Here is a 20,269-nt window from a genome sequence, read left to right as displayed (position 1 = left end):
CCAGCATATGAGCCCGATCGAACTTTTTATTCGTCGTCCGGTTCTGGCGACGGTCGTCAGCCTCCTGATCCTGCTCTTGGGTGCGCAGGGACTGAAGAGCGTGCAGATCCGTCAGTATCCTGAAATCAAGGAAACGACGGTCACCATCACCACGTCCTACGTGGGCGCCAGCGCGGACCTGATGCAAGGCTTCATCAGCAATCCGATCGCCAAGGCCGTGTCGAGCGCCGAAGGCGTCGATTATGTCACATCGCTCAGCCGGCTCGGCACCAGCACGGTGTCGGTACGTATGCGCTTGAACACCGATCCCAATGCGGCGCTGACGGAAGTGATCGCCAAGGTGCAGCAGGTGCGCGCCTTGCTGCCGCCCGATGCGCTCGATCCGGTGGTGGTGAAGGGCACGGGCCAAACTTTCGCGCTGATGTATCTGACCTTCGCTTCGACGGAAATGAATCCGGAAGAAGTGTCGGAATATCTGACGCGCGTGGTGCAGCCGCGCTTCGCCACCCTGCAAGGCGTCGGTTCCGCCGATATCCTCGGCGGTCGCGACTTTTCCATGCGCGTTTGGGTCGATCCGGTGCGCCTTGCGTCGCTAGGCGTCACCGCGACCGACGTGGTCTCGGCGATCAATACGAGCAACTTTCTTGCCGCGCCGGGCAAAACGCAGAACGAATATGTCGCTTACGCACTGCAAATGCAGTCGACCTTCCAGACACCGGAGGCGTTCGGATCGCTGCCGGTGCGCTCCGATGGCGACAAAGTGATCCGTTTGCGTGACGTAGCGGACGTCTCCCTGGGACCGCGTAGCATCGATGTGCGTGTTGCCTTCAACGGCAAGGAAGGCACGTTCATCGGTATCGTGCCGTCTCCGTCGGCCAATCCGCTTGACGTGGCAAAAGAGGTCACCCGCTCGATCAACGAGATCAAGAACACCCTGCCGAAAGGCATGTCGGTCGAAATCGTCTATGATGCGTCGAGCTTCATTTCGGCTTCGATCTATGAAGTGTTCAAGACCATCGGCGAAGCGGCGCTCATCGTCGTGTTCGTCATTCTGCTGTTCCTGGGGTCGTTCCGTTCAGTCTTGATCCCGATCGTCACCATCCCGCTGTCGCTGGTCGGTGTCTGTTTCGTGCTGTTCGCACTGGGCTATTCGATCAACCTGCTGACCCTGCTGGCGATGGTGCTGGCGATCGGTCTCGTCGTCGACGATTCGATCGTCGTGGTCGAGAACATCCATCGCCATATCGAGGAAGGGCTCAGTCCGGTCGATGCGGCGATCGTCGGCATGAAGGAGATCTTCGTGCCGATCGTCTCGATGACGATCACGCTGGCGGCGGTCTATGCGCCCATCGGCTTCGTGCAAGGCTTGACGGGTTCGCTCTTCCGAGAGTTCGCCTTCACTTTGGCCGGCGCGGTGATCATTTCCGGTATCATCGCCGTCACGCTGTCGCCGATGATGTCGTCGCGACTGCTCAAGCCGCATGGCGCCGGCGGGCAGACTGGCTTTGCCGGCGCGGTGGATCGCTATTTTACCAAGATTGAAAATTGGTATGCGCGTCGCCTCTCCGGTTCGCTGGTTTATCGCTGGGTGACATTGGCGATGGTCGTGATGCTGTTGGGCACGACCGCCTTCCTGTTCATGAAAACGCCGTCCGAATTGGCGCCTGAAGAAGATCAAGGCGCTTATTTCGGTCTCGCGCTCACGCCGCCCTATGCGACGGTCAATTATACGGCCGCCTTTGCCGAGAAGGTGCTGACGCCATTCGAGCGCATTCCCGAAATCGATGCGAGCTTCCTGATCTCCGGCATCAACGGCGATGGCGGCGGCTTCATCGGCTACAAGCTGAAGGAATGGAGCGAGCGCAAGCGTAAAGGCCCGGCGATCAAGCAGGACATTCAGACGATGCTGAATGAGAACGCCGGCATTCAGGCGTTTGTCTTCGCGCCGCCATCCTTGCCAGGTTCGAGCGGCGGTCTGCCGATCCAATATGTGCTGCGCACCACCAGCGATCCGGCGCAGGCCTATGAAGTGGCCGAGCAGGTGAAAGTGAAGGCGATGGCGACGGGCAAGTTCATCGTCGTGCAGAATTCGGTCACCTATCAGACGCCACGCGCCCGCATCGTCGTCGATCGCGATCGTGCGGCGGCACTCGGCGTACAGGTGCGCGAAATCGGCAATACGATCAACGCTCTGGTCGGCAACGTGCTGACCGCACGCTTCGACCGCGACAACCGCAGCTACGACGTGGTGACCCAGGTCGAGCAGATCGATCGTCTCAATCCGGAACTGCTCGGCTCCTATTACGTCCGTGCGGCCAACGGCACGATGGTGCCGCTGTCGGCGCTGATCACGGTACAGACAGGGGCTTCACCGGCGGCGATCGAGCAGTTCAACCAGCTCAATTCGGCGACGATCTCGGCCCTGCCGCTGCCTGGTTTGACGACCTCCGAAGGTTTGGCGACGTTGCAGAAAATCGCCCGCGAGATCATGCCGACCGGCTTCTATGAGGATTATGCCGGCCAGTCGCGTCTGGAAGTGCAGGAAGGCAGCTCGCTGCTCGTCACCTTCGCACTCGCCATCATCATCATCTATCTGGTGCTGGCGGCCCAGTTCGAAAGCTTCCGCGACCCGTTCATCATCATGATGTCGGTGCCGTTGTCGGTGTTCGGCGCGATGGTCTTCCTCAACCTTGGGCTTGCGACGCTGAACATCTACACGCAGGTCGGCCTGATCACGCTCGTGGGCCTCATCACCAAGCACGGTATTCTGCTGGTGGAGTTCGCGAACGAGTTCAAGCACAAGCATCGTGTGTCGAACATGCAGGCGATTCAGGAAGCGGCGCGCGTGCGTCTGCGGCCGATCTTGATGACGACGGCGGCCATGGTGCTGGGCGTCGCGCCGCTGATCTATGCCTCTGGCGCTGGCGCTGCGGCGCGTTTCTCTATGGGCCTGGTGATTGCGGCGGGCATGTCGATAGGCACGATCTTCACCCTGTTCGTGGTGCCGATGTTCTATACGTTCATCGCCCGCGAATTGCCGAAGGAAGAGCTGGACAAGGGCCCGATCGCGGAGCCCGCGCCGGCGCATTAAGAGTAAAGGGAGCCGTCAGTCGATTTTAAAGTCTGACGGCTTCCACGGCATTTTCGGATATTTCAGCCCCATATTGTCGAGCGTATCGCGGACGATGGCGGCAATGATCGCATTGCGTGCCCATTTGCGATCCGCCGGGACGATGTACCAGGGTGCGTGATCGGTCGAGCAGCGCGCCAGCGCCACTTCATAGGCCGCCTGAAAATCATCCCAGAGACCGCGGTCCTCGAGATCGGACGGGTTGAACTTCCAGTTCTTGTTTGGATCGTCCAGCCGTTCTTGCAGGCGCTCGCCCTGTTCCTTCTTGGAAATGTGCAGCATGAATTTCAGGATCGTCGTGCCGCTCTGCACCAGCAGCTTCTCGAAATCGTTGATCTGCTCGTAGCGCTGCTCGATCACGTCTTTCGGCGCCAGCTTGCGCACTTTTCCAACCAGCACGTCCTCGTAGTGGGAGCGGTTGAAAATACCGATCGAGCCGTGGCGCGGGCACACCGCGTGAATGCGCCACAGGAAATCGTGCGCCAGCTCGACCTCGCTTGGCTTTTTGAAACCATTGACCGACATGCCGAGCGGGCTGGTCTTCGAGAACACGCCGCGGATCGTTCCGTCCTTGCCGCTCGTGTCCATCCCTTGCAGGATGACGAGGAGCGACTTGGTGCCGTCCGAGAACATATGATCTTGCAGCTTGTCGATGGCGACGACGTCTTCGTCGAAAGCCGCCCGGACGTCCTTTTCCGGTCCGAGAAAGTCGACGTCGCGTTGGTCGATCTTCTTCAACACCGGCTTGGTGCCGGGTTTGACACGGATCCGATCGGCGATCTTGGCGGCGGCTTTCGACATGCTGGTGTCCTCCTGCGTCAGGCCGGGTCCCAACGGTCATGTGCCTGGGCTTCGCCGACGGCGATCGCCGTCATGTTGACGATGCCACGCACGGTGACCGAGGGCGTCAGGATATGAGCGGGCTTCGCCGCGCCCATCAGGATCGGGCCGACGGGTAAAGCATCCGCCAGCACTTTCACCAATTGAAAGCCGATGTTGGCGGCCTCAAGCGAGGGGAACAGCAGGACATTGGCCTCGCCCTTCAGGCGCGAGTTTGGCAGGACACGATCGCGGATCGCTTGCGACAGTGCACTGTCCGCCTGCATTTCGCCGTCTATTTCCAATTCGGGCGTGTCATGGCGGATCATGGCGAGGGCCTCGCGCATTTTCAGCGCGCCGGCCGAGTTCAGGCCGCCGAAATCGCTATCGGAGAGCAAAGCCATTTTCGGTTTCAGGCCGAAGCGCTTCACATGTTCGGCGACCTGGATCGCCATGGCGGCGATGTCGCTTGCCGACGGATTGGCGGTGACATGGGTGTCGGCGAAGAAGAAATGGCCACGCGAGGTGATGAGCAGCGACAAGGCGGTCATGGCGCGGGCGCCGGGCGCCAGGCCGATGATGTCGCGGATCAAGCGCAAACGCGTGTCGAAGCGGCCTTCGAGGCCGCAGAGCATCGCGTCGGCATCGCCACGCTGCACCGCGAGCGCGCCGATGACGGTCATATTGGTGCGCACCATGTTGCGCGCCGCATCGGGCGTGATGCCCTTGCGGCCGGCAATCTGCTGCAGGGTTTGCACATAGTCGCGATAGCGGTGGTCGTCTTCCGGGTTGATTACCTCGAAATCGCGGCCGGCAACGATGGACAGGCCGAAGCGCTTGATGCGGCTTTCGATCACCGGCGGGCGGCCGACCAGGATCGGCACGGCCATGCGTTCTTCGAGAACCGCCTGGGTGGCGCGCAACACGCGCTCGTCCTCGCCGTCGCAATAGATGATGCGGCGCGGATCTTCCTTCGCCTGGGCGAAGATCGGCTTCATGATGAAGCCGGAGCGGAAGACGAAACGGTTGAGGCTGTCTTCGTAGGCGTTGAAGTCGGTGATTGGCTTGCGCGCCACGCCGCTGGCCATGGCCGCCCTGGCGACGGCCGGGGCGATGCGCAGGATCAGGCGCGGATCGAAGGGCGAGGGGATCAGCGAGGCCGAGCCGAACAGGGGTGCGGAACCGCCGTAGGCTTTGGCGACGATGTCGGAAGGCGCTTCGCGGGCGAGTTGGGCGATGGCTTCGACAGCGGCGAGCTTCATTTCCTCGTTGATCGCCGAGGCCGACACATCAAGCGCGCCACGGAAGATGTAGGGGAAGCACAGGACGTTGTTGACCTGATTGGGATAGTCGGAGCGCCCGGTGCAGATCATCGCATCGGGGCGCGCTTCCTTGGCGACCTCCGGCATGATCTCGGGTGTCGGATTGGCGAGCGCCATGATCAAGGGCTTTTCGCCCATGGTCTTGACCATCTCGGGCTTCAACACGCCGGCGGCGGACAGGCCGAGGAAAACGTCGGCGCCAGGAATGACGTCGGCGAGGGTGCGCGCCTTGGTGTCCTGCGCATAGACCTCTTTCCAGCGGTCCATAAGCGTGTTGCGACCTTTGTAGACGACGCCGTCGATATCGCTGACGAAAATATTGCTGCGCTTGGCACCCAGCGCGACGAGAAGGTTGAGGCAGGCGAGCGCCGCGGCGCCGGCGCCGGAGCAGACGATTTTCACGTCGGCGATTTTCTTGCCGGCCAGTTCCAGCGCATTGCGGACGGCGGCAGCGACGATGATGGCGGTGCCGTGCTGATCGTCGTGGAAGACCGGGATCGCCATGCGCGCCCGCAGCTTCTCCTCGATCTCGAAACATTCCGGTCCCTTGATGTCCTCAAGGTTGATGCCGCCGAACGTCGGCTCCAGGGCCGCGACCACATCGACGAGTTTGTCGACATTTTTTTCCGCCACTTCGATGTCGAATACATCGATGCCGGCAAATTTCTTGAACAGAACGGCCTTGCCTTCCATGACGGGCTTGGAGGCGAGGGGGCCGATATCGCCCAGGCCAAGCACGGCCGTGCCGTTGCTGACCACGGCGACGAGATTCTGGCGGGCGGTGAGATTGGCGGCTTCCGACTCATCGGCGACGATGGCTTCGCAGGCGACGGCGACGCCGGGAGAATAGGCCAGGGCCAGATCGCGCTGGTTGCCCAGGGGCTTGGTGGCTTGGACTTCGAGTTTTCCGGGTTTCGGATAGCGGTGATAGACGAGCGCGCCGGTGCGCAGATCGTCGGAAATGTTGTTCGCCATGGTCTCCTCACGCGCCGCTACCAGCGGCTGCGGAGGCAGTTAAGGCGAGCGGGCCTGATGGTACAAGGCTTTTCGTCGCTCGATCAGGTGGTGTGACGTTTAAACCATGCCCCCAGGCGAATGGCGGTCAAGAGAGACAGGCCGTGGACGACAAAACCAATGGCAATCGCGACAAACAGCCACGTCAGTGAGCCTGTCAGATAGAGAGCGGCCCAGCCGCCGATGACCGCGATTCCGAGACGGAAGAATCCCGCCGCCAGAGGCCACAGCAGCCGGCCGGCGCCCTGGGAGGCGAAATAAAGGCCCATGGCTAGGCCGAAAAATCCAAAGGCGGGGCCGACGATGCGCAGGTAAGTCGCGCCTGTCTCGATGACATGAGGATCGCTGCTGAATTGTGACATCCACGCGTGGGGCCAGATCGCTGCCGTGAGGCCGACGAGTTCGGTGGCTAAAAATGTAATGGCGCCGCCGATATAGGCGATGCGCAGAGCGCGTTCCTTCTGCCCGGCGCCGATGTTGACGCCGACCATGGCGACAAGCGGTGCGCCGAGGCCGAAAGCGAGGGGCACGAGCAAATATTCGAGACGCGCGCCCGTGCCATAGCCGGCGGCGGCCGCAGCGCCGGCCGTGCTGGCGGCGAGCGCTGTGGTCAGGGCGATGATGACATTGGTCTGCAGCGATGTGATCGAGGCGACGGCACCGACCGAAAGAATGTTCTTCAGCATCGGCCAGCGCAGACGCGTCCAGCGGAAGCGCGCGGGATTGCGACCCGACAGGACATACCAACCGAGGGCTATGACAGCTCCGACATAGTACAATGTGAATGCAAGGCCGCCGCCGGCGACGCCAAAAGCGGGAATGGGACCGAAGCCGAAAATCAGCGCCGGCGACAGCGGCACGAGCACGATCACGCCGAAGCCCGTCACCATGGCGGGCATCAGCATATTGCCGGTGCCGCGAATGACGCTGGCCAATCCATTGGTGAGCCACAGGAGAATATTGCCGGCGAAAATGACGTTGGAATAAGCCAGTGCCGCATCGAGTTCGGCGCCCGAACCGCCGAGGAGGCGATAGATGTCGCGGCCGAACGACAGCATCGTCACGGTGAAGAACAGGCCGATGGCGCCGTTGATGAACAAGGCATGCAGGACGAGGGCATCGGCATCGTCGCGACGGCCGGCGCCGAGCGCGCGGGCGATGGCGGAGGAAATGCCGCCGCCCATGGCGCCGCCCGAGATCATTTGGGTGAGCATGACGCCGGGAAAAACAAGGGCCATGCCGGCCAGGGCATCGGTGCCGAGCTTGGCAATAAACCAGGTTTCGATCAGGCCCGTGGCCGCCTGGGCGATCATGACCACGAGATTGGGGCCGGCCATCGCCAGCAGCGTCGGCAGAATAGGGCCGTGCAGCAGCCGCTGGGTACGGGCATCCATGGGCCGAGCGTTCGGGCCTGCGGCCGTGATGTCGCGGGGGTGGGCGGTCATGCTGAGGGTCGCTTGTCGACGGGAGGGCGTCTGATCTCGCCGGTTTTCATGTTCTTGACGAGATAATGGGGTGCCCGGATCGGCTCGCCGGTGGCCGGGTCGACAAGAATCGGGTCGACCGGTTGGCCGGTCCGTGTATCGATGACGGTCACGTTCGGGCCTTCCGGTGCGAAATGACGATTGCCCCAGGACATCAAGGCGAGAAGGACGGGGCGGAAATCGCGGCCGCGCTGGGTCGGCACATATTCGTGGCGGGGCGGGCGTTCCGAATAGAGCCGGCGTTCCAGTAGGCCGGCGTCGACCAGAGCATTGAGACGGCGGGTCAGCATGTTGGGGGCAATGCCCAGGCTGCGCTGTAAATCGTCGAAGCGGCGCAAGCCATTGAGGGTGTCGCGCATGACCAGCATGCTCCACCATTCGCCCACATGTTCCAGGCCACGGGCGATGGGGCACGACATCCCGGCAAAGCTTTTGTGTTGCATGAGATCTGATACGCCAGTAACTATCATGATGCAAGTAACGAAAGGGTGAGGCCATGTCGAGTGGCAAGTCGGACGACCGCGCGCTGTACTATCTGGACGATCTTCAGGCTGGGCAGCATTTCACCACCGGGAGCCATGCGCTCGATGCAGCGCAGATCAAAGCTTTTGCGGTTCAGTTCGATCCGCAGCCCTTCCATCTCGATGAAGAGGCGGCGAAAGACAGTCTGTTTGGCGGCCTGGCGGCCAGCGGCTGGCATACGATGGGCATCACCATGAAGCTGCTGGTCGAATCCGGCGCGCGACTCGCCGGCGGCATTATCGGTGCGGGTGGAGAAGTGACTTGGCCGCGCCCGACACGCCCTGGCGACGTGCTGACCGTCGAAAGCCATGTCGTGGAGGTCACGCCATCAAAATCGCGCCCTGATCGCGGCATGGTGTTGATGCGCAACGAGACGAAGAACCAGAAAGGCGAGACCGTTCAGGTGATGACGGCGAAACTCATCGTGCCAAAACGACCTCGATAAAGGCGGCCACAATAAAGCCGGCCGAAATAACGGACATATAGTTCACCCTTGACCGCTACGGCATCTGTCCTAGAACGGCGCCAGCAATACAGGTGTCGCAAAACTAAGGTCGGAGGAATACGCCGTGGTGGAGAAGGTTCTCGCAGCCGTTAGAACTGCGCCGAGCAAGACCGAGATTCTCGAATATCCGATGCCCGACGTGCCCGTCGATGGCGCGTTGATGAAGATGGAAGTGGCCGGTATCTGCGGCACCGACGTCAAGCTTTACGCCCATCCGCCGACCAAGGCGCCGGTGATCATGGGCCACGAAAACATCGGCTATATCGCCAAGGCTGGGCGCGAATTCACCAAGCGCAAAGGCTTCAAGGAAGGCGATCTGGTTTTCGTCGAGCACTACGTCATGTGCGGCAAATGCGAATGGTGCCATCGCGGCGAATATCGCCATTGCGAAAACACAGACTGGCGCAACAATCCTGACAGCATCCGCTATGGCTATACGTCGGCCGAGAAGGCGCCGCATCTGTGGGGCGGCTTCTCGCAATATGTCTATCTGCCGTGGAATGCCGTCGTTCACCATGTGCCCAAGGGCGTGTCGCCGGAACTTGCGGGCCTCGTGACGCCGATGGCGAATGGGATCGAGTGGTCGTTGTTCGAAGGCGGGGTTGGCTACAATTCAACCGTCTTGATTCAGGGGCCTGGCCAGCAGGGTCTGTCGCAGACGGTGATCTGCAAACAGGCGGGCGCCAAGAACATCATCATCACCGGCACGTCGAAGGATGGCGCGCGGCTGGAAGTGGCGAAGAAACTCGGCGCCGATCACACGATCGACGTGCAGAAGGAAGATCCGCTCGAAAAGATCATGCAATATACCGAGGGCAAGGGCGTCGACGTGGTCCTCGACTGCACGGCGGGGGCGGGCACCGTACCGATCCTGCTCGGCATCGAAGCGCTGAAGCGCAAGGCCGGCGTCATGGTCGTGCAAGGGGAAATGCCGGAGTTTCCGAACTTCCCGATCGGCAAGATGACGACGAAATACATCACCCTGCGTAGCGCACGCGGCCACAGCTACCGCGCCTGCGAACTGGCGCTGGAACAGCTTGCGTCCAAGCGCTTCCCGCTGGAACTGGTGACCACGCACAAGTTCGGCTTGAAGGATGTCGATCTCGCCATCAGGTCGGTGGGCAACAAGGACGGCGCCGTAAAGGATGTGATCCACGCTTCGCTGATGCCGTGGATGTGATCGGCTGACGCTATTATCCTCGTCTCGGTCGCTCCATGCAGGAGCGACCGAGACTGCGCTCAAATTCTGCTTGATTGGGAAGAACCATGTCCGAGCCCGTCACCATTCCGATGCTGCAGCAGATGAAACGCGACGGCAAAAAGAGCATTGGCGTCGTCGCCTGGGACTATCCGACGACGCGCTTCGCGGAACGCGCTGGCGTCGATTTCATTTCGATTGGCGATTCCGTTGGCGCCAATCTGTGGGGCCACAGCAATCCGCTGCAGGTGACGCTCGATGAAATCCTCATCTGCTGCAAGGCCGTGCGGCGGGCCGCGACGCGGGTACTGGTCTCCTGCGACATGCCTTATGGGCCATTGCAGGAGGGGATCGACAGCGCCCTCAAGGCTGCGGTGCGCATCGTCAAGGAAGGCGGTGCCGACATGATCAAGCTCGACGGCTCGGCCGATTATCCGGAAGCCGTCGAGGCTTTGACGCGTGCCGGCATTCCGGTGTTCGCGCAATTTGGTTTGACGCCGCAGACGGCGATGAAGTTCGGCATCCCCTATAGCGCGCAGAATTCGGCCGGCGCGCAGGCGAGCGCGGAAGCCGCCGAGCGTCTGGTCGAAGAAGCGAAGATGCTGGAAGATGCCGGTGCGGCTCTGCTCGACTTCACCAATTCAGGCCCGGTCGCCGGCAAAGCCGTGGTGGAGGCCGTTGATATCCCGGTGATTGGCGGGTTCGGTGGCGGCCCGTGGCTCGACGGTCGCGTGCGGTTGGCGCAGACGGTTCTCGGCTATGGCGAGAAGTGGCTGACCTCGAAAACCGAGACCTATTTCAACACGGCGCAGGGCACGGTGGATGCTTTCGCGGCGCTGGTCGCCGATGCGAGAGCGGGCAAGCAGATCAAGGGTTGAATGCAGGGGTTGAATGAATGGACATCGTGGATATCGACGGCATCGCAACGCGCTATCAGGTCATCGGCTCCGGTGATCCGCTGTTGATGTATGCGCCCGGTGGTTTCGATGCGACCTTGGAAAAATGGTCGACCCAAGGCGTTTATGCGAAGATCAAACCGGTCGATCATCTGTCGCGCCATTATTCCTGCATCATCTTCGACCGGCGTGAATGCGGCCACTCGGGCGGTCGCGTCGAGAAGGTCGGCTTCTCTGATTATGTGCAGCAAGGCATCGGCCTGCTCGATCATCTGAAGATCGACAAGGCGTATCTCATGGGCGGCTGCATGGGCTGCTGTCCGGTGGCGGCTTTCGGCGTCATGCATCCTGAGCGCGTGCGCAGCATGGTGCTGTTCTGGCCGGTGGGCGGGGCGAAATACCGTCTGGCGAGCTTGCAGCGTTTCGCCGAGCATTTGGGTTTCGTGCGTGCCAACGGCTTGCAGGCAGTGGTCGATCTGGTGAAGGCCGAGGGCAAGGCCTTCAATGCCGATTCACGTGGCGGTCCGTGGGCTTCGGTGATCAAGCATGATGCCAAATTCGCGGCCGACTATGTGCAGCAGGATGTCGGGCGCTATGCTCTGATCGTCGAGGCGTTCGGCCGCACCATGTATGATCGCGATACGGCACCTGGTGCCGAGCCGGAAGAAATGTTGGCCTGTCAGGTGCCCGCGTTGGTCGTGCCCGGCAATGATGCGTCCCATGCGACTTCGGCAGCGTGGTATCTGCACGAATGCCTGCCGAAGTCGGAATTCTGGAACGTGCCAGTGTCTGAGCAGACCGAAGCGGCGACCAATCCGGTTCTGCTCGATTTTCTCAAGAAGTTTTAAGCCTTCGTCTCCGGCAATCCCAAAGCGGCAAGAGCCGCCTTGGCGACGATGACATCTTCTTCCTGCTTGGCCCCGCCGGCGCCGATGCCGCCGATCACCTGGCCATCATAGACGATCGGGAAACCGCCGGGCATGTTGGTGAAATCGCCATCCATGCGGATCTGCATGCTCAGCACCTGCTCCGGTGCCGCATAGCCGGTCGGCAGTCTCTGCGAGGCGGCTGTCATGGCTTTCTTGGTGGTGGTGCGGGCGGCAAAGAAGCGCGCGCCGTCCATCACCAGATAGCCGAGAAGCTGGCAGCTCTGATCGCACACCGCGAGCGCGATCTTGACGCCGATCTCGTCCGCCTTCGCGACGCCGGCAGCGAGCATTTTCATGGTCGCTTCGTGGGTGAGGCGGTGGGTGGGGACGATATCGACCATCAGCCGACGAGCCCCGTGGTGCCCTTGGCGAACAGATCCTCGACTTTGACCTTCTGCTTGATGATACCCTGTGTCAGCGCATGGTCGATGAGGTTTTCGATGACCTTGCGATTAGGCTCGACGCCATAGGGCAGGGGCTCGCCGGTGATGTCGAGGACGTGTTTATGGACTTCGTCGACATCGGTCATTTTATCGATCTGGCCGGCTTTCAGCTTCTCGACATAAAGCCGTTTCGACTCGGCGAAGGCGTTGAACACGTCGGCGGCGAGATCGGGATGTTGTTCCAGCAGCTCGTCCTTGATGACGACGAGATGATTGATCGGATAATGGCCACGCTCGCGCAGAGCCTTCAGGCCCGCTTCCAATGCATTGGGAATAAGCGGCTGGATGTCGGGATGTTTGACGTCGACACCGATCGCGGCGACGAGTTCGCCGGAGATCAGCAGGTCTTCCATCTTCTTGCCGGCTTCGATCGGCACCACATTGGCCGGCGGCACATATTCGGCGACATGCTCGTCGCCGGAGAGAACCCAGGTGATCTTCGACAGGTCGACGCCATGTTCTTCTTGCAGGATCGCACGGGCCCACACGCCGGTGGTCACCGTATAGCCGCGGTTGACGCCGACCTTCTTGCCTTCGAGATCCTTCGGCGTCTTGATGCCGGCCTTGGCGTTGACGAGGATGGCGCCGTGGTGGAAGGCGCGCACCAGCGGCGTCGCCACGGCGGTTATCTTCTTCCCGTGCGCCTTGGCGCAGATATAGGTGGTGATCGCCATCTCGCAGATGTCGAATTCGGAGGCGCGCACCATGCGGCGGAAGCCGGCGATCAGCGGTTCCACTTCGACGAAGTCGAATTCAAAGGTCTTCGGCTTCACCGTGCCGTTTTTGACGGCGGCATTGTTGCCTTGCGTGCGGGTGACGGTCTTGAGTTGGGGGCCGCTCATGTGACGTTTCGCTCCATTTGTCTGTTTTTGCTGTGTCGCCGGTGTTTTATGGGAAACATGGCCATGGGGAAAGGGGTTCCCGCGGTGGTTTTGCCGCCATGGCAGTTCATGCTAGGACCCCGCTGACCTGATTTGCATGGAATCCCGATGTCTGAAGAATTTCCTGATCGCCTGTCCACCAATCCGCAGAGCCCGTTTTACAACGAGGCCATTCTGTCGCGTGACGTGGGCATCCGCTTCAACGGCGTCGAGAAGAACAATGTTGAAGAATATTGCATCAGCGAGGGCTGGATCCGCGTTTCCGCCGGCAAGGCCCGGGACCGCTACGGCAATCCGATGACCATCAAGCTGACGGGCAAGGTGGTTCCCTATTATCGCGATGCCAAGCCGGAAGCTTAAGAGCCTTCAACAGCAGTCGCAGCCGAAACTGTCGTGGATGATGAGCGCTTTCTTCATCCATCGCGGCGGCAGATCGTCTTCGCTTACCTCGATCGCTGGCTTGAAAATCTTGATATGATGGCGATCGGCGCCATCGTTCGTCCAGAAGGCGATGACGGTTTCCAGCGGCGGGCAGCCGGGCAGGCCGCAGGCGAGTTCGGCGACGAGGATGGTTTCATCCTCGCCCAGTTGGAAGCGCTCGCGGGTCCATTGCTTGATGTGCCGCAGAGCGGAACGCTGCGCCGGGCTTTTGCGCAAGGACAAGCCGCCACCATGGCCGGTCGGGTCAAAGCCCTGCCATAGCGCCAGCTTCTCTCTGTCTTTGCTTCTGTCCTCGACCAGATCGTCCAAATTCGTTCTCCGCAGAGAACGTTATGCCTCTTTTTCGGCAAAAAAGCGATTTGACGGGCGCGGCAGATCGAGGTTTTCGCGCAGGGTCTTGCCTTCATATTCCGTGCGGAAAATGCCGCGCCGCTGCAGTTCCGGAACGACGAGGGTGACGAAGTCTTCCAGGCCGCCGGGCAGATAGGGGAATTGCACGGTAAAGCCGTCGGACCCCTCGGTGACCAGCCATTCCTCCATCTGGTCGGCGATCGTCTTGGCCGTGCCGATGAATTGCAGGCCGGTGTGGCCGCCGATGCGCTGGGCGAGCTGGCGTACGGTGAGATTTTCGCGGCGGGCGAGTTCGATGGTGCGTTCGCGGCCGCTCTTGCTGGCATTGGTGTCGGGAATGTCGGGCAGCGGTCCGTCGAGGTCGAAGCCGGAGGCATCCATGCCTAGCGCGATCGAGAGCGAGGCGAGGCCGCTGTCGTCATGGACGAGGCTATCAAGCAGGGCGCGCTTGCGTTCGGCTTCATCGAGCGTCTCGCCGACCATAACGAAAGCGGCGGGGAGGATTTTCATGTGATCGGGCGAGCGGCCGAGTTTGGCCATACGGCCCTTCACGTCCTTGTAGAAGGCCTGGCCGACGGCGAGGTTCGATTGGGCGGTGAAGACCGCTTCGGCGGTTTCGGCAGCAAGCTGACGGCCGGGCTCCGAGGAGCCAGCCTGGACGATGACCGGCCAGCCCTGGATCGGCCGGGCGATGTTCAGTGGCCCGCGCACGGAGAGGAATTCGCCCTTGTGGTCGAGCACATGCATCTTGTCGGGATCGAAGAAAATGCCGTTCTCGACGTCGCGCACGAAAGCATCGTCGGCCCAGCTATCCCACAGGCCGGTGACGACATCGAAGAATTCGCGGGCGCGGCGATAGCGCGCACCGTGTTCCATATGTTCGTCCAGGCCGAAATTCAAAGCCGCGTCCGGATTGGAGGTGGTGACGACATTCCAGGCCGCGCGGCCGCCGCTGATGTGATCGAGCGAGGCGAAGCGCCGTGCGATATGATAGGGCGTATCGAAGGTGGTGGAGGCGGTCGCCGCAAGGCCCAGGCGTTCGGTGGCTTGCGAGAGCGCTGATAGCAGCGTGAACGGCTCGAAGGATGTTGCCGTATGGCTGCGCTTCAGCGCCTTGGCCGGCATGTTCAGCACGGCCATATGGTCGGCCATGAAGAAGGCGTCGAATTTGGCCTGTTCCAATCTTTGCGCCATCTGCTTGATCTTGGCGAAGTTGAAATTGGCGTCAGGCCAGCCGCCGGGATAGCGCCAGGCGCCGGTGTGGATGCTGGCCGGGCGCATGAAGGCGCCGAGCCGCAGCATTTTCTTGTCTGCCATGGGAATTCACCGTGAGAATCTGGAGGTTTGGTCATTAGCCAAGCTCCCCAGGGTGGAGCTGTCAATCCAGGCCGTGCGGCCGCAGCCGTTGCTGGTGCGGGCTGAAGAGTTTCAAGGTCGATCAAATCATCTTGAAGCTGCCGATCGGCGACTGTCCCGCAGGGCGGGCGAGGTGCCGCATGATCCTGATCGGACGGGAGGTGGCACGTTCCGCCTTGCGGACAATCGGCAAATTCCGCCTTGCGGCTCCTCCCGAAAAAGTGCCAGCATACCGATGAGGGCAAGTCACGCGGGCGTGGCTTGAAAGGGAGAGCGTCGGGAAACCGCTGTCTGCGCGGAACGCTCTTATGGGAGAAGCGCATGGTATCAGGAAAATTGTTATTTGCCCTGGCGTCGGTGGCGACGCTCGGGTCCGTGACGACTGCGTCGGCGCAAACCATCAAGATCGGCTGGGTCAATAGCTATTCAGGCTTTCTCGCCCAGGCCGGCGATCAGATGGAAAAGGGCCTGAACCTTTACGTCAAATTGCATACCAAAGACCTGCCGCCCGGCGTCAAGGTGGAGTTCGTTCGTCGCGACGACACGGGCGCGCCTGAGGTCGGCAAGCGCGTCGCACAGGAATTGATCACGCGCGAGCGCGTGCAGATGCTGATGGGCGTCGTCGCTTCGCCGGTGGCGGCGGCGATCGCGCCGCTGACGGCGGAAGCGAAAATTCCCTTCGTCATCACCAATGCGGGTGGCGTCGCGATCCCGCGTATCTCGCCTTATGTGACGCGCTTCTCCTTCACGCTCTGGCAAACCGCTCTGCCGATCGGCACGTGGTCGGTGAAACAGGGATGGAAGCGTGGCTTCTCCGCCGTCGCCGATTTCATTCCCGGTCATGACGCGGAAGGCGCTTTCATCAAGGGCTTCACCGATGCCGGCGGTCAGATGCTGGGCTCGGTCCGCTTCCCGCCCGCGTCCGCCGATTACGCGCCGTTCATGCAGCGCATCAAGGACGCCAAGCCCGACGTGGCTTTCGTCTGGGTACCGGCGGGGCCGGCGGCCACCGCGATCATGAAGGCGATCAAGGATCTGGGCCTGCGCGAGGCGGGGATCAATATCGTCTCCGCGCATGATCTGCTGCCGGACGAAGAATTGCCGAATATCGGTGCCTTCGGCGCCGATATCGTAACTGCCGGCAATTATTCGACCACCGGTGTTCGGCCCGCCAATACGGCGTTCCTGAAAGCCTGGGATGAGGAATACAAAGGCAAGGCTATTCCGAATTTTACCTCGGTGGCCGCCTGGGATGCCGCGCATGCCATTTTCGAGCTGATCAAGACGACCAAAGGCAAGTTTACCGGCGACGAAGCGATGAAGTTTTTCGCCGCCTGGAAAGATCCTGACAGTCCGCGTGGTCCGATCTCGATCGATCCGGCGACGCGCGACATGATCCAGGACATCTATATCCGGCGTAGCGAAATGAAGAACGGCAAGCTGGTGAACACGGATATCGAGACCATCAAGGCGGTCAAGGATCCGTGGAAAGAGCTCAATCCGCCGAAGTGACTTTGCACGTGAGCCGGCGGGTCCATGGTGGCCCGCCGGTTTGCGATCCGCGAACCGGTGCATAGCGTCCCTTGAATGGCTGATATTTTTTCATCGATCATCAGCGTTGGCTTCCATGGCCTCGCTCTGGCCATGGTGCTCTATCTGATCTCCGTCGGCCTTTCGGTCACCATGGGGTTGATGGGGTTCATCAATCTTGCCCATGGCGCCTTCGCCATGCTCGGCGGTTACCTGATGACGTGGCTGATGAGCCGCTATGATGTGCCGTTCGGCCTGGCGCTGGCCGGCGCGGTGATCGGCGTGGTGCTGATCAGCATCATCCTTGAACGTCTGTTGTATCGGCGTTTTTACGGTGGCGATGAACTCGATCAAGTCCTGATGACCATGGGCCTGATCTTCATCACCATCGCCTCCGTCACCTATATCTGGGGGCCGGTGACGCAGCCGATGCGCCCGCCAGCGGCGCTCAGCGGACAGATCGATCTCGGTTTCCGCTCGTTTCCGACCTATCGCACCTTTCTGATCGTCTGCGGTGCCATTCTCGTTACCTTGCTGTGGCTGGCGCTGGAACGCACGCGCTTTGGCGCGCAGGTCCGCGCCGCCGTCGACAATCTGCGCATGGCGCAAACGATCGGGATCAATACGTCGCGTTTGTTCGCGGCGACGTTCGCGTTAGGGAGCGGCCTTGCGGCGCTCGGTGGCGGCTTGGGTGCGGAAATTCTGCCGATCACGACGTTCTACGCGCTCGAGAACCTGGTCTATTTCCTCATCGTCGTGGCGGTCGGCGGTCTCGGCAGTATTCGCGGGCCCTTCGTGGCCGCCCTGCTGGTCGGCATTTCCGACACGGCCTTCAAATATATCGCGCCCGAATTCGGCGCTTTCTTCATTTATGCGCTGACCATGGTGCTCCTGCTGTGGTTTCCCCGTGGCCTGTTTGGGCGAACCTGATGTCGCATCTCACGCCTTCCGCTGATCGACGCGCAGCCGATATCGCCGCCTTTTCGCGGCGGCATCGCTTCCATTGGTTCGAGGCCCTGCCTTGGCTGATCGCCGTTGCCGCCTATTTCGCCTTTCCCAACTATCTGGCGTTGGGATCGCAGATCCTGGCGATCATTCTCTTCGCTTTGTCGGTCGATCTGGTTCTGGGCTATGCCGGCATCGTGACATTGGGGCACGCGGCGTTCTTCGGTGTCGGTGCCTATACAGCGGGTATTCTGGCCGCCAACGGCTGGGGCGAACCGATCAGCGGCCTGCTGGCGGCGGCGATTGCCGCTGCCTGTATCGGTCTCGCGTCCGGTTGGATCATTCTGCGCACCACCGGGCTGACCTTGCTGATGCAGACCCTCGTGGTCGCGGCCATGCTCTATGAGCTGGCCAACAAAGCCTACCGGTTCACCGGCGGTGCTGACGGTCTGCAAGGCATGTCGGTCTGGCCGATCTTCGGCATGTTCCGCTTCGATATGTTCGGCAATACCGCGTATTTTTATTGCCTGATCGTGCTGTTCATCGGCTGGCTCGTGGTCCGCAATACGGTCAATTCGTCCTTCGGCCGCTCGTTGACCGGCATCCGCGAAAACGTCGGACGCATGCATGCGATCGGTGCGCCGGTGGCGCAGCGTCGGCTGATCGTCTACGCCCTGTCGGCGGCACTGGCGGGCGTCGCCGGAGCATTGACGGCGCAGACCGCGCAATTCGTCGGCCTCAACGTGCTCAACCTTGAACGCTCCGGTACCATTCTGGTGATGCTGATCATCGGGGGGATTGGCCAGCTCTACGGCGCCTTCATCGGCGTGCCGCTTTACATGATTGCGCAAGACCGCTTCGCCGAAGCCGATCCGACCTATTGGTATTTCTGGATCGGCCTGGCCATGGTGTTCATCGTCGTTTTCCTGCGCGGCGGCATTTTCGGTGTCGTCGAACGGCTTCTGGCGCGGAGCCGCAAACGATGAGCGCAACGGGCCTTCAGACCATTGCACTGTGCAAGAATTTCGGCGCGCTCACGGTCTCGAACAATATCGACTTCCGTTTGCAGGCTGGCGCGCGCCACGCACTGATCGGCCCGAACGGTGCCGGCAAGACCACATTCGTCAATCTCGTCACCGGCGTGCTGCGGCCCTCGTCAGGCCAATTGCTGCTCGACGGCGAGGACATCACGGCCCTGCCGCAAGCCCAGCGCGTCAAGCGCGGGCTGGTGCGCACCTTCCAGATCACGGCCCTGTTTCGCAAGCTCTGCGTTCTCGAAAATGTCGTCCTCGCTATTTCGGAACGGGACGGGATCGGCGGCGATTTCCTGCGGCCGGCGGGCTGGCATCGTGCCGCGATCGAGGAAGCCTACGATATTCTGGAAGTGATGGGGCTTGCGGAAGATGCCCTGCGGCCGATCACCGAGCTGGCCTACGGCCGCCAGCGCATGGTCGAGATCGCTTTGGCCTTGGCGCTGAAACCATCGGTTTTGCTGTTGGACGAGCCAGCCGCTGGCGTGCCGGAAAGCGAAAGCGTCACGATCATCGAGGCCATCGAACGGCTACCGGAGCGGATCGCCGTTCTGTTCATCGAACATGACATGGAACTGGTGTTCCGTGTCGCGCAGCGCATCACCGTTCTGGTGCAAGGCGCGGTTCTGGTCGAGGGCACGCCGGCTGAAATCGCCGCCGATCCGCGGGTGCGCGAAGTCTATCTGGGGGAGGGGCGGCATTGAGCGACGCACTTTCCGAACACGATAAGGGTTTGCATCTGCGGGGGGTCAAAGCCGGCTATGGCGAGACCGTGGTGATCGAGGGGATCGACTTTGATCTGAAGCCTGGCGCGACCTTGGCGGTGCTGGGACGCAATGGCGTGGGCAAGACGACCTTGCTGGCAACGATCATGGGCCACACGGCGCGTCATGGCGGACATATTCATTTCGACGGCGCCGACATCTCGTCCTATCCCATCTATCGCCGTTCGGCGATCGGGCTGGCCCTGGTGCCGCAGGAGCGCGAGATTTTCCGTTCGCTGACGGTTGAGGAGAATCTCATTGTGGCGGCACGGCCCGGACGCTGGACCTTGGCGCGGGTCTATGAGTTCTTTCCCTCGCTGGCCTCGCGCCGTCGCAACCGCGGCGATCAACTGTCGGGCGGCGAGCAGCAGATGCTGGCGATCGGCCGCGCGCTGATGGGCAATCCGACCTGTTTGTTGATGGACGAGCCGATGGAGGGCTTGGCCCCCGTCATCGTCGATGCGGTTTTAGCCGGTCTTGATCGGCTCAAGCGCGAAGACGATCTGGCGATGATCCTGGTCGAGCAGCACGCACGCCTGGCGCTGGAGTTCGCGCAGGATTGCATCGCGCTCGATCGCGGACGCATCGTTCATCGCGGGCCGAGCCGCGCTTTGCTGGATGCGCCGCATCTGTTGGCCGAGCTGGTGGGCGTCGGCGGCGGTGGCGATCGCAAGGCGTGAGCCGGCGGCCAGAGCAAATTGCTATAGT

19 protein-coding genes are annotated in these 20,269 nt (G+C 61.5%); 11 read left to right on the top strand and 8 right to left on the bottom strand.

The genetic code is table 11. The features are described from left to right. Positions 1-7: 7 nt before the first annotated feature. Positions 8-3,091, top strand: coding sequence for an efflux RND transporter permease subunit (locus OIM99_RS19175; RefSeq protein ID WP_311852054.1), 3,084 nt, complete (start codon positions 8-10; stop codon positions 3,089-3,091). A 15-nt stretch (positions 3,092-3,106) separates the two neighbouring features. Here OIM99_RS19175 and OIM99_RS19170 read toward each other — a convergent pair whose 3' ends face one another. The 4 genes from OIM99_RS19170 to OIM99_RS19155 form a co-directional block, all read right to left on the bottom strand. After that, positions 3,107-3,931 (bottom strand): PPK2 family polyphosphate kinase, encoded by an 825-nt coding sequence (locus OIM99_RS19170; RefSeq protein ID WP_311852053.1) that lies wholly within the window; start codon positions 3,929-3,931, stop codon positions 3,107-3,109. 17 nt (positions 3,932-3,948) lie between these two features. Continuing rightward, complete coding sequence (locus OIM99_RS19165) at positions 3,949-6,246, bottom strand: NADP-dependent malic enzyme (protein WP_311852052.1); 2,298 nt, start codon at positions 6,244-6,246, stop codon at positions 3,949-3,951. Between the two features lie 83 nt (positions 6,247-6,329). Then, positions 6,330-7,730, bottom strand: coding sequence for an MATE family efflux transporter (locus OIM99_RS19160; protein ID WP_311852051.1), 1,401 nt, complete (start codon positions 7,728-7,730; stop codon positions 6,330-6,332). Continuing rightward, entirely contained in the window at positions 7,727-8,212 is a 486-nt protein-coding gene (locus tag OIM99_RS19155; protein WP_311852050.1) for a winged helix-turn-helix transcriptional regulator, read from the bottom strand. Before OIM99_RS19155 ends, OIM99_RS19160 begins: the two co-directional genes overlap by 4 nt. Positions 8,213-8,265: 53 nt before the next feature. Between OIM99_RS19155 and OIM99_RS19150 the strand changes: the two genes are divergently transcribed. The 4 genes from OIM99_RS19150 to OIM99_RS19135 all read left to right on the top strand — a co-directional run bounded on the left by OIM99_RS19150 (position 8,266) and on the right by OIM99_RS19135 (position 11,738). After that, positions 8,266-8,736: a MaoC family dehydratase gene (locus tag OIM99_RS19150; RefSeq protein ID WP_311852049.1), complete on the top strand. Its 471-nt coding sequence runs from the start codon at positions 8,266-8,268 to the stop codon at positions 8,734-8,736. Between the two features lie 124 nt (positions 8,737-8,860). After that, positions 8,861-9,976: a zinc-binding dehydrogenase gene (locus OIM99_RS19145; RefSeq protein ID WP_311852048.1), complete on the top strand. Its 1,116-nt coding sequence runs from the start codon at positions 8,861-8,863 to the stop codon at positions 9,974-9,976. A gap of 86 nt (positions 9,977-10,062) precedes the next feature. Beyond that, positions 10,063-10,872 carry a 3-methyl-2-oxobutanoate hydroxymethyltransferase gene (locus OIM99_RS19140; RefSeq protein WP_311852047.1) on the top strand — a complete coding sequence of 270 codons (810 nt, stop codon included), beginning with the start codon at positions 10,063-10,065 and terminating at the stop codon, positions 10,870-10,872. A gap of 17 nt (positions 10,873-10,889) precedes the next feature. Then, a complete protein-coding gene (locus OIM99_RS19135; protein ID WP_311852046.1) occupies positions 10,890-11,738 on the top strand; it encodes an alpha/beta hydrolase in 849 nt (282 codons plus the stop codon). On the opposite strand, the gene OIM99_RS19130 is transcribed toward OIM99_RS19135, so the two are convergent. Both OIM99_RS19130 and OIM99_RS19125 read right to left on the bottom strand, forming a co-directional pair. Further along, entirely contained in the window at positions 11,735-12,160 is a 426-nt protein-coding gene (locus OIM99_RS19130; protein WP_311852045.1) for a heme-binding protein, read from the bottom strand. The two genes, OIM99_RS19135 and OIM99_RS19130, sit on opposite strands and share 4 nt — an antisense overlap. Continuing rightward, the gene (locus OIM99_RS19125; protein ID WP_311852044.1) at positions 12,160-13,104 is read right to left on the bottom strand and encodes an ABC transporter substrate-binding protein; all 945 of its coding nucleotides are present in this window, start codon (positions 13,102-13,104) and stop codon (positions 12,160-12,162) included. Before OIM99_RS19125 ends, OIM99_RS19130 begins: the two co-directional genes overlap by 1 nt. A 147-nt stretch (positions 13,105-13,251) precedes the next feature. On the opposite strand from OIM99_RS19125, the gene OIM99_RS19120 reads away from it, so the two are divergent. Then, positions 13,252-13,503 (top strand): DUF3297 family protein, encoded by a 252-nt coding sequence (locus OIM99_RS19120; RefSeq protein WP_311852043.1) that lies wholly within the window; start codon positions 13,252-13,254, stop codon positions 13,501-13,503. A 6-nt stretch (positions 13,504-13,509) separates the two neighbouring features. On the opposite strand, the gene OIM99_RS19115 is transcribed toward OIM99_RS19120, so the two are convergent. Further along, on the bottom strand, positions 13,510-13,893 hold the full coding sequence (locus OIM99_RS19115; RefSeq protein WP_311852042.1) for a hypothetical protein: 384 nt from the start codon (positions 13,891-13,893) through the stop codon (positions 13,510-13,512). Between the two features lie 21 nt (positions 13,894-13,914). Next, a complete protein-coding gene (locus tag OIM99_RS19110; protein WP_311852041.1) occupies positions 13,915-15,252 on the bottom strand; it encodes an LLM class flavin-dependent oxidoreductase in 1,338 nt (445 codons plus the stop codon). 360 nt (positions 15,253-15,612) lie between these two features. Between OIM99_RS19110 and OIM99_RS19105 the strand changes: the two genes are divergently transcribed. The 5 genes from OIM99_RS19105 (at position 15,613) to OIM99_RS19085 (ending at position 20,241) form a co-directional block, all read left to right on the top strand. Further along, complete coding sequence (locus tag OIM99_RS19105; RefSeq protein WP_311852040.1) at positions 15,613-16,803, top strand: ABC transporter substrate-binding protein; 1,191 nt, start codon at positions 15,613-15,615, stop codon at positions 16,801-16,803. Between the two features lie 75 nt (positions 16,804-16,878). Further along, positions 16,879-17,751, top strand: a complete 873-nt coding sequence (locus OIM99_RS19100) for a branched-chain amino acid ABC transporter permease (RefSeq protein WP_311852039.1) — start codon at positions 16,879-16,881, stop codon at positions 17,749-17,751. Beyond that, a complete protein-coding gene (locus OIM99_RS19095; RefSeq protein ID WP_311852038.1) occupies positions 17,751-18,752 on the top strand; it encodes a branched-chain amino acid ABC transporter permease in 1,002 nt (333 codons plus the stop codon). Before OIM99_RS19100 ends, OIM99_RS19095 begins: the two co-directional genes overlap by 1 nt. Then, positions 18,749-19,501 carry an ABC transporter ATP-binding protein gene (locus OIM99_RS19090; RefSeq protein WP_311852037.1) on the top strand — a complete coding sequence of 251 codons (753 nt, stop codon included), beginning with the start codon at positions 18,749-18,751 and terminating at the stop codon, positions 19,499-19,501. Before OIM99_RS19095 ends, OIM99_RS19090 begins: the two co-directional genes overlap by 4 nt. Beyond that, on the top strand, positions 19,498-20,241 hold the full coding sequence (locus tag OIM99_RS19085; RefSeq protein WP_311852036.1) for an ABC transporter ATP-binding protein: 744 nt from the start codon (positions 19,498-19,500) through the stop codon (positions 20,239-20,241). The genes OIM99_RS19090 and OIM99_RS19085 overlap by 4 nt, the downstream gene beginning before the upstream one ends. The last annotated feature ends 28 nt before the right edge of the window (positions 20,242-20,269 follow it).

Origin of the sequence: Methylocella sp. CPCC 101449, from assembly GCF_031921685.1 — a bacterium.
Classification (GTDB): Bacteria; Pseudomonadota; Alphaproteobacteria; order Rhizobiales; family Beijerinckiaceae; genus Terripilifer.
Note: the sequence above shows the minus strand (reverse complement) of the source record. Positions and strands in the feature narration are given on the sequence as shown.

Coding starts and splice junctions, on each gene's coding strand:
- OIM99_RS19175 (WP_311852054.1), top strand. CDS start 8: ATGAGCCCGATCGAACTTTTTATTCGTCGTCCGGTTCTGGCGACGGTC.
- OIM99_RS19170 (WP_311852053.1), bottom strand. CDS start 3,931: ATGTCGAAAGCCGCCGCCAAGATCGCCGATCGGATCCGTGTCAAACCC.
- OIM99_RS19165 (WP_311852052.1), bottom strand. CDS start 6,246: ATGGCGAACAACATTTCCGACGATCTGCGCACCGGCGCGCTCGTCTAT.
- OIM99_RS19160 (WP_311852051.1), bottom strand. CDS start 7,730: ATGACCGCCCACCCCCGCGACATCACGGCCGCAGGCCCGAACGCTCGG.
- OIM99_RS19155 (WP_311852050.1), bottom strand. CDS start 8,212: ATGCAACACAAAAGCTTTGCCGGGATGTCGTGCCCCATCGCCCGTGGC.
- OIM99_RS19150 (WP_311852049.1), top strand. CDS start 8,266: ATGTCGAGTGGCAAGTCGGACGACCGCGCGCTGTACTATCTGGACGAT.
- OIM99_RS19140 (WP_311852047.1), top strand. CDS start 10,063: ATGTCCGAGCCCGTCACCATTCCGATGCTGCAGCAGATGAAACGCGAC.
- OIM99_RS19135 (WP_311852046.1), top strand. CDS start 10,890: ATGGACATCGTGGATATCGACGGCATCGCAACGCGCTATCAGGTCATC.
- OIM99_RS19130 (WP_311852045.1), bottom strand. CDS start 12,160: ATGGTCGATATCGTCCCCACCCACCGCCTCACCCACGAAGCGACCATG.
- OIM99_RS19125 (WP_311852044.1), bottom strand. CDS start 13,104: ATGAGCGGCCCCCAACTCAAGACCGTCACCCGCACGCAAGGCAACAAT.
- OIM99_RS19120 (WP_311852043.1), top strand. CDS start 13,252: ATGTCTGAAGAATTTCCTGATCGCCTGTCCACCAATCCGCAGAGCCCG.
- OIM99_RS19110 (WP_311852041.1), bottom strand. CDS start 15,252: ATGGCAGACAAGAAAATGCTGCGGCTCGGCGCCTTCATGCGCCCGGCC.
- OIM99_RS19105 (WP_311852040.1), top strand. CDS start 15,613: ATGGTATCAGGAAAATTGTTATTTGCCCTGGCGTCGGTGGCGACGCTC.
- OIM99_RS19100 (WP_311852039.1), top strand. CDS start 16,879: ATGGCTGATATTTTTTCATCGATCATCAGCGTTGGCTTCCATGGCCTC.
- OIM99_RS19095 (WP_311852038.1), top strand. CDS start 17,751: ATGTCGCATCTCACGCCTTCCGCTGATCGACGCGCAGCCGATATCGCC.
- OIM99_RS19090 (WP_311852037.1), top strand. CDS start 18,749: ATGAGCGCAACGGGCCTTCAGACCATTGCACTGTGCAAGAATTTCGGC.